Source organism: Streptomyces spororaveus, from assembly GCF_016755875.1.
Classification (GTDB): Bacteria; Actinomycetota; Actinomycetes; order Streptomycetales; family Streptomycetaceae; genus Streptomyces; species Streptomyces spororaveus.
Genome location: NZ_BNED01000005.1, coordinates 5,391,539 through 5,403,662 on the forward strand (window position 1 = coordinate 5,391,539; position 12,124 = coordinate 5,403,662).

Annotated in this window: 14 protein-coding genes, 1 tRNA gene and 1 pseudogene; 10 read left to right on the plus strand and 6 right to left on the minus strand. The window is 69.4% G+C overall.

Translation table 11 applies throughout. From position 1 onward, the window contains the following. Window positions 1-59 precede the first annotated feature (59 nt). From Sspor_RS26715 to Sspor_RS26730, 5 genes are all read left to right on the plus strand, one after another. Window positions 60-1,499 carry an amino acid permease gene (locus Sspor_RS26715; RefSeq protein WP_202201390.1) on the plus strand — a complete coding sequence of 480 codons (1,440 nt, stop codon included), beginning with the start codon at window positions 60-62 and terminating at the stop codon, window positions 1,497-1,499. A gap of 132 nt (window positions 1,500-1,631) precedes the next feature. Further along, window positions 1,632-2,054 carry a M67 family metallopeptidase gene (locus tag Sspor_RS26720; protein ID WP_202201391.1) on the plus strand — a complete coding sequence of 141 codons (423 nt, stop codon included), beginning with the start codon at window positions 1,632-1,634 and terminating at the stop codon, window positions 2,052-2,054. 77 nt (window positions 2,055-2,131) lie between these two features. Continuing rightward, the gene (locus Sspor_RS41610; protein ID WP_314252769.1) at window positions 2,132-2,239 is read left to right on the plus strand and encodes a putative leader peptide; all 108 of its coding nucleotides are present in this window, start codon (window positions 2,132-2,134) and stop codon (window positions 2,237-2,239) included. Between the two features lie 125 nt (window positions 2,240-2,364). Continuing rightward, window positions 2,365-2,643, plus strand: a complete 279-nt coding sequence (locus Sspor_RS26725) for a MoaD/ThiS family protein (RefSeq protein ID WP_030010597.1) — start codon at window positions 2,365-2,367, stop codon at window positions 2,641-2,643. After that, a complete protein-coding gene (locus tag Sspor_RS26730) occupies window positions 2,643-3,593 on the plus strand; it encodes a PLP-dependent cysteine synthase family protein (RefSeq protein ID WP_202201392.1) in 951 nt (316 codons plus the stop codon). The genes Sspor_RS26725 and Sspor_RS26730 overlap by 1 nt, the downstream gene beginning before the upstream one ends. A 127-nt stretch (window positions 3,594-3,720) precedes the next feature. Here the strand turns inward: Sspor_RS26730 and Sspor_RS26735 are convergent, their stop codons facing one another. Together Sspor_RS26735 and Sspor_RS26740 are read right to left on the minus strand one after the other, a co-directional pair. Further along, window positions 3,721-4,083, minus strand: a complete 363-nt coding sequence (locus tag Sspor_RS26735) for a DUF488 domain-containing protein (RefSeq protein ID WP_237404038.1) — start codon at window positions 4,081-4,083, stop codon at window positions 3,721-3,723. Further along, the gene (locus Sspor_RS26740; RefSeq protein WP_202201393.1) at window positions 4,080-4,499 is read right to left on the minus strand and encodes a hypothetical protein; all 420 of its coding nucleotides are present in this window, start codon (window positions 4,497-4,499) and stop codon (window positions 4,080-4,082) included. The genes Sspor_RS26735 and Sspor_RS26740 overlap by 4 nt, the downstream gene beginning before the upstream one ends. Window positions 4,500-4,694: 195 nt before the next feature. On the opposite strand from Sspor_RS26740, the gene Sspor_RS26745 reads away from it, so the two are divergent. Further along, complete coding sequence (locus Sspor_RS26745) at window positions 4,695-5,447, plus strand: MBL fold metallo-hydrolase (RefSeq protein ID WP_202201394.1); 753 nt, start codon at window positions 4,695-4,697, stop codon at window positions 5,445-5,447. A gap of 108 nt (window positions 5,448-5,555) precedes the next feature. On the opposite strand, the gene Sspor_RS26750 is transcribed toward Sspor_RS26745, so the two are convergent. Next, on the minus strand, window positions 5,556-6,767 hold the full coding sequence (locus Sspor_RS26750; protein ID WP_202203884.1) for a PTS transporter subunit EIIC: 1,212 nt from the start codon (window positions 6,765-6,767) through the stop codon (window positions 5,556-5,558). A gap of 346 nt (window positions 6,768-7,113) precedes the next feature. Then, the gene (locus tag Sspor_RS26755; RefSeq protein WP_202201395.1) at window positions 7,114-8,415 is read right to left on the minus strand and encodes a PTS transporter subunit EIIC; all 1,302 of its coding nucleotides are present in this window, start codon (window positions 8,413-8,415) and stop codon (window positions 7,114-7,116) included. A gap of 218 nt (window positions 8,416-8,633) precedes the next feature. Here Sspor_RS26755 and Sspor_RS26760 point away from each other — a divergent pair. The 4 genes and pseudogenes from Sspor_RS26760 to rdgB all read left to right on the plus strand — a co-directional run. Next, window positions 8,634-8,876, plus strand: a pseudogene (locus Sspor_RS26760) (PTS sugar transporter subunit IIB); the annotation flags it as partial. Window positions 8,877-9,026: 150 nt separating this feature from the next. Beyond that, the gene (gene rph / locus Sspor_RS26765; RefSeq protein ID WP_150257604.1) at window positions 9,027-9,752 is read left to right on the plus strand and encodes a ribonuclease PH; all 726 of its coding nucleotides are present in this window, start codon (window positions 9,027-9,029) and stop codon (window positions 9,750-9,752) included. A gap of 124 nt (window positions 9,753-9,876) precedes the next feature. Beyond that, window positions 9,877-10,257, plus strand: coding sequence for a hypothetical protein (locus Sspor_RS26770; RefSeq protein ID WP_202201396.1), 381 nt, complete (start codon window positions 9,877-9,879; stop codon window positions 10,255-10,257). A 7-nt stretch (window positions 10,258-10,264) separates the two neighbouring features. Continuing rightward, a complete protein-coding gene (gene rdgB / locus Sspor_RS26775) occupies window positions 10,265-10,879 on the plus strand; it encodes an RdgB/HAM1 family non-canonical purine NTP pyrophosphatase (protein ID WP_030724334.1) in 615 nt (204 codons plus the stop codon). 90 nt (window positions 10,880-10,969) lie between these two features. Here the strand turns inward: rdgB and Sspor_RS26780 are convergent. Together Sspor_RS26780 and Sspor_RS26785 are read right to left on the minus strand one after the other, a co-directional pair. Then, a tRNA-Leu gene (locus tag Sspor_RS26780) sits at window positions 10,970-11,053 on the minus strand. 48 nt (window positions 11,054-11,101) lie between these two features. After that, entirely contained in the window at window positions 11,102-12,112 is a 1,011-nt protein-coding gene (locus tag Sspor_RS26785) for an HNH endonuclease signature motif containing protein (protein ID WP_202201397.1), read from the minus strand. Window positions 12,113-12,124 lie beyond the last annotated feature (12 nt).

Sequence of the window (12,124 nt, forward strand, 5' to 3'; positions counted from 1 at the left end):
GAGGACCCGATCCGCAGCCAACGAAGGCGCGGGTCGGCGTGGAGAAAGGCGCACCAAACATGACCTCTGTGCAGGTCGAGCAGCACGACAAGACGCCCGGCGAGGGCGGACAGGGCGAGGGCGGCGAGGGTTACCACCGCACGCTCGGCGCCCGTCAGATCCAGATGATCGCGATCGGCGGAGCCATCGGCACCGGCCTCTTCCTGGGCGCGGGCAAGGCGATCTCCAAGGCCGGGCCCAGCCTGATCCTGGCCTACGCCATCGCCGGCCTGGTCATCTTCTTCATCATGCGGGCCCTGGGCGAGCTGCTCATGTACCGGCCCGTCTCCGGTTCCTTCTCGGACTACGCCCGCGAGTTCCTGGGCCCGTTCTGGGGATACGTCACCGGCTGGACGTACTGGCTGTTCTGGGTGGTCACCGGCATCACCGAGGTCACCGCGGCCGCGCAGTACATGTCGTACTGGACCCACGACAGCTTCCCGCAGTGGGCCTACGCGCTGATCTTCACGGTCATCCTCTACGCCGCCAACCTGATCTCCGTGAAGCTCTTCGGTGAGCTGGAGTTCTGGTTCTCCATGGTCAAGGTCACCGCCATCGTCGGCATGATCCTGATCTGCGCCGGCATCCTCACCATCGGCTTCTCCGACGCGGCCGACACCGCCACCGTCTCCAACCTGTGGAACGACGGCGGCTTCTTCCCCAAGGGCATCGGCGGCACGCTGATGACCCTGCAGATCGTGATGTTCGCCTTCCTCGCGGTGGAGCTGGTCGGCGTCACCGCCGGCGAGTCCAAGGACCCCGAGAAGACCCTTCCCAAGGCCATCAACACCGTGCCGTGGCGCATCGCCGTCTTCTACGTCGGCGCGCTGATCATGATCCTGTCGGTCGTCCCGTGGACGCACTTCCAGCCCGGTGTCTCGCCCTTCGTCGCCGCCTTCGAGCGCATGGGCCTCGGCATCGGCGCCGCGATCGTCAACTTCGTCGTGCTGACCGCCGCGCTGTCCTCCTGCAACTCGGGCATGTACTCCACCGGCCGCATGCTGCGCGACCTCGCCATCAACGGCCAGGGCCCGAAGGTCTTCACCAAGCTCACCAAGAGCGGCACCCCGCTCGTCGGCACCACCTTCTCCGCCGCGCTGATGCTGGTGGGCGTCTGGATCAACTACGTCGCCCCGGGCAAGGCCTTCGACTACGTCGTCTCCTTCGCCACCATCTCCGGCATGTGGGCCTGGATCATGATCCTGGTCTGCCAGATCCGCTACCGGGCCAAGGCCGACCGCGGCGAGCTGCCGCAGTCCGCGTTCCGCGCCCCCGGCGCCCCGTACACGAGCTGGTTCGCGCTGCTCTTCATCGGCATGGTCATCGTGATGATGGGCGCCGACAAGGACTCCCGCGTCTCGCTGTACTGCGCCCCGCTGTGGGGCCTGATCCTGGGCGTCTCCTACCTGGTCATGAAGTCCCGCGACCCGCGCGGCGTGGCCTTCACCAAGGCCTCGTAGCACCCCGGGACCGCCGTTCCCGGCCGCCCGCCGCGGCCGGGAACCGCGCCCCCACGGACCTTGTGTCCACCATGCGGGCCCCCGCGTACCACTCCTCGGTACGCGGGGGCCCGTCTGCTTATCCTGTCGCTCATGCTGACCATCACCCAGGACCTGCACGACCGGATCGTCGAGCACGCCCGCCGGGACCACCCCGACGAGGCGTGCGGTGTCGTGGCCGGCCCGGCGGGCACCGACCGCCCCGAGCGCTTCGTCCCGATGCTCAACGCGGCCCGCTCGCCCACGTTCTACGAGTTCGACTCAAAGGATCTGCTGAAGCTCTACCGCGATCTGGACGACCGCGACGAGGAGCCGGTGATCGTCTACCACTCGCACACCGCGACCGAGGCGTACCCCTCGCGCACGGACGTCACCTACGCCAACGAGCCCGGCGCGCACTACGTGCTCGTCTCGACGGCGGACGAGGACGGCCTCGGAGAGTTCCAGTTCCGCTCGTACCGGATCGTCGACGGCGTGATCACCGAGGAAGAAGTACGGGTCGTCGACGCCTACTGATCAGTATGTGAGCAGCAGACGTCCACGATGCGGAATCACACTCCAAACGGGGGACCGGGAATCGTTAACATGACCGCATGGTTTCCCACGACGTGAGCATCGAGACGCCCGGCAGGCTGCTGCTCGTGGCGCGGCTGCACGTCGACCTGTGCCGTCTCGCCAGCGCCATCTGTCCCGCGCTCTGAGCACCGGAGCCCCTCCGCGCGAGGGGCCGACGAACCGCGCGCCGCACTCCTCTCACGCCAGCCACGCTTCCCACGCTTTCCACGCCTCACGCTTCCGACGCACTTCCCGACGACTGGAGACAGCCATGGCCATCGAGGTCCGCATCCCCACCATCCTCCGCACCTACACCGAAGGCGAGAAGGCCGTCTCCGGTGAGGGCGCGACCCTCGCCGACCTCTTCGCCGACCTGGAGACCCGTCACAAGGGCATCGAGGAGCGCATCGTCGACGGCGGCCAGCTGCGCCGCTTCGTCAACGTCTACCTCAACGACGAGGACGTCCGCTTCCTCGACGGCATCTCCACCGCCCTCAAGGACGGCGACAGCGTCACCATCCTCCCGGCCGTGGCCGGCGGATCGAAGTAATGCGCTACGACTCCCCGCTGGCCGCGGTCGGCAACACGCCGCTGGTCCGGCTGCCCCGGCTGTCGCCCTCGGACGACGTCCGCATCTGGGCCAAGCTGGAGGACCGCAACCCGACCGGATCGATCAAGGACCGCCCCGCGCTCCACATGGTCGAGCAGGCCGAGAAGGACGGCCGGCTGTACCCCGGCTGCACCATCCTGGAGCCGACCTCGGGCAACACCGGCATCTCACTGGCGATGGCGGCCAAGCTCAAGGGCTACCGCATCGTGTGCGTGATGCCGGAGAACACCAGCCAGGAGCGGCGTGACCTGCTGGCCATGTGGGGAGCCGAGATCATCTCGTCGCCGGCCGCCGGCGGCTCGAACACCGCCGTCCGGGTGGCCAAGGAACTGGCCGCGGAGCACCCGGACTGGGTCATGCTCTACCAGTACGGCAACCCGGACAACGCGGGCGCGCACTACGCCACCACCGGCCCGGAGATCCTCGCGGACCTCCCCTCCATCACCCACTTCGTGGCGGGCCTCGGCACGACCGGCACCCTCATGGGCGTCGGCCGCTACCTGCGCGAGAACGTGGCCGGGATCAAGATCGTCGCGGCCGAGCCGCGCTACGACGACCTGGTCTACGGGCTGCGCAACCTGGACGAGGGCTTCGTCCCGGAGCTCTACGACGCGTCCGTGCTCACCACGCGCTTCTCGGTGGGCTCGGCGGACGCGGTGACCCGCACCCGGGAGCTCCTCCAGCAGGAGGGCATCTTCGCGGGCGTCTCCACGGGAGCCGCCCTGCACGCGGCGATCGGCGTCGGCCGCAAGGCGGTGGCCGCGGGCGAATCGGCGGACATCGTCTTCGTGGTGGCCGACGGCGGCTGGAAGTACCTGTCGACGGGCGTCTACACGGCCGCGACCACCGAGGAAGCCATCGAGGTCCTCCAGGGCCAGCTCTGGGCGTAGCCCCTGCGGGGGCGCAGCCGCCGGACCCCCGGGCCTCAAACGCCGGCGAGGCTGAAGATCAGCCCCGCCGGCGTTTGAGGCGCGGGGTCCGGGGCGGAGCCCCGTGCAGCGGCACCGCACCGCACCGCTAGTCGGCGAGTCGCTCCGCGAGGATCGCCGCGTGGCTGGACGCCGGGTCCTTGACCGCGGTCAGGAGGGTGAGCGGGCCCGCCCCGGCCAGCGACCGGAGCCGCGCCAGCTCCGCCACCGCCCCCGGCTCCGCCAGCTCCGCCTCGTACCGCTCCCGGAACTCCTCCGCCGACCCCCCGTCGTGGAACCACTTCCGCAGCTCCGTCGACGGCGTCACCGCCTTCGGCCACTCGTCCACCCCGGCCACCGCCTTCGCCAGGCCCCGCGGCCAGAGCCGGTCCACGAGGACCCGCACCCCGTCCGCCGCCGGCTCCGGCGGGTCGTACACCCGCCGCAGGCGGATCACCGGCTCCCGCGTCACCTCGCGCCTCCCAGACCCTTGATCTCGTCCCACACCGCAGGGTCCAGCATCCCCATCCGGGTCCGGAACTCCCACAGCGACACCTCCGCGGGCCGGTCCGCCTCCAGGAAGCTCGCCCGGCCCTGCGCCCCGACCGTCCCCGGGGGCAGCGGGATCACCCCGGCCCGCCGGTCGTCGTACTTCCCGGTGATCCACGCGACCCGCGCCCGGCGGCCCCGTACCGACCCCACCGCGAGGACCAGGCACGTACGGCCGTCGGCCAGGCACCACAACTCGCCCGCCCGCGGCTGCGGCGGCGGACCGGTCCCGTGCGCGGGCGGCGTCCGCCGGGGCATCCCGGAACGGCCCCCGGCGACCAGCACCAGCAGTGCCACGGCCACCACCGCGGCCACCGCGGGCCACCAGGACGTGTCCATGCTTCGACCGTAGCCGTGCGGGAACGCCCCGGCATGGCAACGCCCGTGCCCACCGTCGCTCCCCCGGGTGACAGCGCAGGTGATTCCCCCCACAACGGCCTGCCGCGGAGGAGCGACCGGACCTTTCGCGCCTTACGCTCGACGCACGCACGGCCCGCATTCCGTCCACGGACCGTCCTCGGAGGTTCACGCTCCATGAAGCTCACCGTCGTCGGCTGTTCGGGGTCGTTCCCGTCCGCGGAATCGGCCTGTTCGAGCTACCTCGTCGAGGCCGACGGCTTCGCGCTGCTCCTCGACATGGGCAACGGCGCCCTCGGCGAGCTGCAGCGCCACATCGGCCTCTACGACCTCGACGCGATCTTCCTGAGCCACCTGCACGCCGACCACTGCATCGACATGTGCGCGTACTTCGTCGCCCGCTACTACCGGCACGAGGGCGGCCGCTGCGGCACCATCCCCGTCTACGGGCCCGAGGGCACCGAGCGCCGCCTGACCACCGCCTACGACGACGTCCCCGACGAGCGCTCGATGAGCGAGGTCTTCGACTTCCGCACGCTGAAGTCCGGGACCTTCGAGATCGGCCCGTTCCAGGTGCGCACCGAGCGGGTCTCCCACCCGGTCGAGGCGTACGGCATCCGCATCGAGCACGGTGGCCGCTCGCTCACCTACTCCGGCGACACCGGCACCTGCCCCGAGCTGGGCCTGCTCGCCGACGGCAGCGACCTCTTCCTGTGCGAGTCCTCCTTCACGCACGGCAAGGAGGACATCCCGGGCCTGCACCTGAACGGCCACGAGGCCGGCGAGTACGCGCACGGCGGCGGCGTGGGCCGGCTCGTCCTCACCCACATCCCGCCGTGGACCGACCCCGAGCAGAACCTGGCCGATGCCCGCGCGGTCTACGGCGGCCCGGTGGACCTGGCGTACGCGGGCGCGGTCTACGAGATCTGACGCACCGCGCACCGCGTCCGACCTACCGCGTCCGACGTACCGCGACACGCCGAAGCCCCCGCCCTCCCTTCCGGGAGAGCGGGGGCTTCGACACAGGGGCGAGCGGGCCTACTTGGCCTCCGCCTTCAGCAGCTCGGCGAGCTCCTCGTCGGACTCGCGGCCCGGCGTGGGCAGGTTGAACTTGGTGATCGCGAAGCGGAAGACGACGTAGTAGACCGCGGCGAAGCAGAGGCCGACCAGGGCCAGGCCGAACGGGTTCGTCGCCTTGCCGAGGTTCAGCAGGTAGTCGATCGCGCCGGCGGAGAAGCCGAATCCGTCCTTCATGCCGAGGGCCCAGGTCAGCGCCATGGACACACCGGTCAGGACCGCGTGGACCGCGTACAGGACCGGAGCGATGAACATGAAGGTGAACTCGATCGGCTCGGTCACACCGGTGACGAACGAGGTGAGCGCGAGGGAGAACATCATGCCGCCGACGACCTTGCGGCGCTCGGGGCGGGCGCAGTGGACGATCGCGAGGCAGGCCGCCGGGAGGGCGAACATCATGATCGGGAAGAAGCCGGTCATGAACTGGCCGGCGGTCGGGTCGCCTTCGAGGAAGCGGGAGATGTCGCCGCTCTTGCCCTGGTACTCGCCGGCCTGGAACCACGGGAAGGAGTTGAGCAGGTGGTGCATGCCGACCGGGATCAGAGCACGGTTGGCGACACCGAAGATGCCCGCGCCGACCGCACCGGAGCCGACCAGCCACTCACCCAGGTTGTGCAGACCGGTGCCGAGCACCGGCCAGACCAGACCGAAGGCGATACCGATGACCAGGCCGGCGAAGGCCGAGAGGATCGGGACGAGGCGGCGGCCGCCGAAGAAGCCCGCCCACTCGGGCAGCTTGGTCCGGTAGAACTTCTGGTACAGGAGGGCGACCACGATGCCCATGACGACACCGCCGAGCACCTTGGCGTCCACGGGCGCGTCGATCATGACGACCTTGCCGTCGACGGCCTTGGCCACCTTGGGAAGGTTGGAGTCGGTGAACGTGGCCAGAACGCTCTTGAAGACCAGGTAACCGGTGACGGCGGCGAGGGCGGTGGAGCCGTCCGACTTCTTGGCGAAGCCGATCGCGATGCCGACGGCGAACAGCAGCGCCATGTTGTCGAGGATCGCGCCACCGCCGGCGGACATGTAGCCGGCGATCTTGTTGATGAACTCCGGCATCGAAGCCGAGCCCAGCATGTCCTTGTCGCCCAGACGCACCAGGAGCGCGGCGGCAGGCAGCACGGCAACGGGGAGCATGAGGCTCCGGCCGATGCGCTGCATGACGGCCATCACGCCGGCGCCCTTCTTCTTTTCCGCCGAGGGGGCGGTAGCCGTGGTCACAACTTCCTCCAGTGGGCAAGGCGACGCCAGGGGGAAACGGGGGACGGCGACGTCTCGGATTTGGGGGTACGCGGGCTCAGACAGGCCCGCGTGGTCTACACCAATCGTGGTGTAGACCAGTTGTAACACGGTGAGGGTTAGATAAGGAACCTTCGATTTCCTGTGGCCTGGATCACACTCCCGGAGGGATGCCGAAGGGCCTCCGGATCGTGATCCGGAGGCCCTTGACGGACCGTACGGTAACCCTGCGGGGACCGGGCGGGCCTGGCCTGGCTGGCTGGCTGGCTGGCCGGGCTCAGGCCTTGGTGGTCTCCGACTCCATCGCCGCGATCTCCTCGTCCGACTCCCGCCCCGGAGTCGCGAGGTCGAACTTCGTGATCGCGAAACGGAACACCACGTAGTAGACGAGCGCGAAGCACAGCCCGATCGGAATGATCAGCCAGGGTTTCGTCGCCAGGTTCCAGTTGATGAGGTAGTCGATCAGGCCCGCCGAGAAACTGAAGCCGTCGTGGACGCCCAGGCCCCACGTCACCGCCATCGACACGCCCGTCAGCACCGCGTGCACCACGTACAGCACGGGGGCGACGAAGAGGAACGAGTACTCCAGCGGCTCGGTGATCCCCGTGACGAACGAGGTCAGAGCCACCGACAGCATCAGGCCGCCGACCTCCTTGCGCCGCCGCGGCTTCGCGCAGTGCGTGATCGCCAGCGCCGCCGCCGGCAGCGCGAACATCATGATCGGGAAGAAGCCGGACAGGAACAGGCCCGCGTTCGGATCGCCGTGCAGGAACATGTTGATGTCGCCGTGGTACGTCTTCCCGTCCGCCGCCGTGTACGACCCGAACTGGAACCACATCGGCACGTTCAGGAACTGGTGCAGTCCGATCACCAGCAGCGCGCGGTTCGCGACACCGAAGATGCCCGCACCCCAGGCGCCCAGCCCGCGCAGCCAGTCCGAGAAACTCTCCAGCGCGTCCCCGACCGGCGGCCAGACCCACAGGCAGAGCGCGGCGAAGGCGATCGCGACGAACGACATGATGATCGGGACCAGCCGCCGGCCGTTGAAGAAGCCGAGCCAGTCCACCAGCTTCACCCGGTGGTACCGCTGCCAGAACCAGGCCGCCAGCAGGCCCATGACGATGCCGCCGAAGACCCCCGGATTCTGGTACGTGTAGGCCACGAAGGTGTCGTTCGGCCCCAGGCAGCCGCCCCCGATGTCCTTGGTCCCCACCGGGCAGGCCTTCTGGAACGAGTGCAGCACCCCCCGGTACACGAGGAAGCCCGCCGTGGCCGCGAGAGCGGTCGAACCGTCGGCCTTCTTCGCCATGCCGATGGCGACACCGATGCAGAAGAGGAGGGGGAGGCCGAGATCGGGGTCGAGCAGCGCCCCGCCCGCGCCCGCCATCACCTTGGCGACGTCCGTCCACTGCAGGCCGTCCGCGCCGAAGACGTCCGGCTGACCCAGCCGCAACAGGATGCCTGCCGCGGGCAGTACGGCGATCGGGAGCTGCAGACTCCGGCCCATCTTCTGCAATCCCTGGAACGCGCTGTGCCGCCAATTCGGTTGCGGCACTGCGGTGGCGCTGCTCGCGCTCATCGACGTCCTCCCTGACCGGCCCGTTTTTGGCTGCGGCAACACGTACGGCACACTGGTGTAGACCAGTTGTGGGTAGGTTGCTGCTGATCGTCATCATTCGGCAGGGGTCGGTCACGCGCTCGCGTAGATGGGCCAACCGTGCGTTACCGTGACAAAGCGGACCGTGCAGGTGGTAGCCGTGTACCGGCCGCCGAGACTCGTTCTTCGAAACACTCAGGGAGACACACATGGCCACCAAGGCTGAGAAGATCGTCGCCGGGCTCGGCGGCATCGAGAACATCGAAGAGGTCGAGGGCTGCATCACCCGCCTGCGCACCGAGGTCATCGACCCCAGCAAGGTCGACGAAGCCGCACTCAAGGCCGCCGGCGCCCACGGCGTCGTCAAGATGGGCACCGCGATCCAGGTCGTCATCGGCACCGACGCCGACCCGATCGCCGCCGACATCGAAGACATGATGTGACCCGGACCCACTGAACAGGTCCCAGCGGACCCCGTCCCGGAAGCCCCGGACGGGGTCTTCGCATACGGGCACACGGCACACGGCACACGGGCGCACGGGCACAGGGCGCAGCGGCACGGGCCCGCGCGGGCAGCGACTAGGCTCGGAGCCATGTCTCGCATCGACGGCCGTACGCCCGAACAGCTCCGCCCGGTCACCATCGAACGCGGATGGAGCAAGCACGCCGAGGGCTCCGTCCTCGTCTCCTTCGGAGACACCAAAGTCTTCTGCACCGCCTCCTTCACCGAAGGCGTCCCGCGCTGGCGCAAGGGCAGCGGCGAAGGCTGGGTCACCTCCGAGTACTCGATGCTGCCCCGCTCCACCAACACCCGCGGCGACCGCGAATCCGTCCGCGGCAAGATCGGCGGCCGCACCCACGAGATCTCCCGCCTGATCGGCCGCTCCCTGCGCGCCGTCATCGACTACAAGGCCCTCGGCGAGAACACCATCGTCCTGGACTGCGACGTCCTCCAGGCCGACGGCGGCACCCGCACCGCCGCCATCACCGGCGCCTACGTCGCCCTCGCCGACGCCGTCGCCTGGGGCCAGAAGAAGAAGTTCGTCAAGGCCGGCCGCAAGCCCCTCACCGGCACCGTCGCCGCCGTCAGCGTCGGCATCGTCGACGGCGTCCCGCTCCTCGACCTCTGCTACGAGGAAGACGTACGCGCCGAGACCGACATGAACGTGGTCTGCACCGGCGACGGCCGCTTCGTCGAGGTCCAGGGCACCGCCGAGGGCGAGCCCTTCGACCGCAAGGAACTGAACGCCCTCCTCGACCTCGCCGCCGGCGGCTGCGCCGACCTGGAAGCCATCCAGCGCAACGCGCTCGAACTCTAGACGGCAACCGCGGCGCGCGCTTTCGCGTCTGTTCCGGTACGGGCGCACGGGGTCACAGCCGTGCGCCCGTCCAGTACAGTCCAGCACCCGTCGACGAACCGAAGTCCCACTGGGGGAGAAGCGCATGAAGCTCCGCATAGCGGCCGTGGCCGTGGCAGCCGTACTGACCGTCCCGGCCCTCACGTCCTGCGACGCGATCTCCACCGCGATGGACTGCGCCAACACGGCCGTGGCCATCACGGACGGCGCCAACGACCTCCAGCAGGCCGTCTCCCAGGCGGGCAACAGCCCCCAGGACGCCCAGAACGCGCTCAACCAGATCGAGTCGAACCTCAAGAAGATCGGCGACCAGACGGACAACGCCGACCTCGGCAAGGCCATCGACTCGATGAACACCGCCGTCAAGAACGTCCGCACCTCGATCGAGAGCGGCAACACCGCCCCGGACATCCAGCCGGTCGCGGACGCGGCAAGCGAGCTCTCCAAGGTCTGCACCCCGGGATAATGAGGGCATGACCTCGACGCCCAGCCGCCTCATCCTGGCCACCCGCAACGCGGGCAAAGTCTCCGAACTCCGCGCGATCCTGTCCGACGCCGGCCTGCCGCACGAGCTGGTCGGCGCGGACGCGTACCCGGAGATCCCGGACGTCAAGGAGACCGGCGTCACCTTCGCCGAGAACGCCCTCCTCAAGGCCCACGCCCTGGCCCGCGCCACCGGCCTGCCGGCGGTCGCCGACGACTCCGGCCTCTGCGTGGACGTCCTGCACGGCGCCCCCGGCATCTTCTCGGCCCGCTGGGCCGGGACGCACGGCGACGACAAGGCCAACCTGGACCTGCTGCTGGCCCAGCTCGGCGACATCGCCGACGAGAACCGCGGGGCCCACTTCGCGTGCGCGGCGGCCCTGGCCCTGCCGGACGGCACCGAACGCGTCGTCGAGGGCCGCCTCCTGGGCACCCTGCGCCACACCCCGTCCGGCACGGGCGGCTTCGGCTACGACCCGATCCTCCAGCCGCAGGGCGACACCCGCACGTGCGCGGAGCTGACGGCGGCGGAGAAGAACGCCATCTCCCACCGAGGCCAGGCCTTCCGCGCCCTGGTCCCCTTCGTCCGAGCCCTCCTGGGCTGACGCCGCTCGATCCGGCGGGCCGTCGCCGGGACGCGGCAACGTCGAAGGCCCCGTACGCGACAACTGCGTACGGGGCCTTCGACGTGAGTGTGCGGTTGGGGGGACTCGAACCCCCACGGGTTTTACCCCACTTGGACCTAAACCAAGCGTGACTGCCAATTCCACCACAACCGCGAAATATGACCCAATTCAGACATTGCGCCCTACTGGGTCGCTCTCAGTCTACGGGCGACCGGGGCTGGAGTCAGCCCGGGGAGGGCGCTTCCGGCACCACGTGTCCGTCAGGGTGTGGCAGTTGGGGCAGAGGTACCTGAGGTTCTCGCGTCGGCTGTCGAGCCAGTCGCCGTTGACGTGATCGATCTGAAGGGTGATCGGCCGCCCCCGCCATTCGCCGGGGTTCCCGCAGTCGGCGCAGGCGTAGGGGACCCCGACTTCCTGCAGGGCCTGATGCAGTCGGGAGCGTTTGGGTCGCGGGGACCCTTCCGGACGCAGGGTGAGTACGGAAGGTGCGATGGGCTCGACCGTCGCCGCCGGACGCCGGCTCCACGGGCGGCGCGTGAAATGACGGACGTCCAGTCCGAGTTGTGCCACCTTGCGTCGCAGTCGGCGGTGGTTCACGTCGTTGACCTCGATGCCGAGTGCACGCATGAGGTCCGCATAACTCGTAGCGCCCGGAACGGCCGCACGCAATGCGGCCTCGGGGATGAGCAGGCGCGAGTTCCGGAAGTGAGCGGTGCTGATGCCCTGCTTTTTCAGCGCTCTCGCGAGTGCGGCACGCGACCGGCCGTCGTCGATCATGCCCAGCGTGCGCGCCGTACCCCTGATGCTGTCGGAGGAGGCGGCGGCGTCCCTGAGCTCCTCCCCTGTGAAGGGCAACTCGACGCGATCACGCTTCGCGCCCTTGAAGTGGCTGGTGTCGATGCCTGCCGCGCTCATGCGGCGAACGATGTGCGAGAGGGTGCCGGTCGCCGGTCGGGCGCCGAGTTTCAGTGCTACCTCGTGGACGGTCGAGGAGGAGGCTGCGGCCGAGGCGAGGGCCTCGTCCGTGTAGGTGTGCCGGAAGCCCCGGCGTGAGAAGTGGTCGGTGTCGATCCCGTGGAGCTTCACCTTCGCCTGGAGCGCCCGGTGCTGTCCGCCACTGGCCCTCAGCCCGAGCCGCCTCATCAGATCGGCCCAGTTCTTCGATTCTGCAACGGCCGCGGCCAGTGCCTCCCGCTCGTACGCGTCGTTCATTTTCGCCCCCGT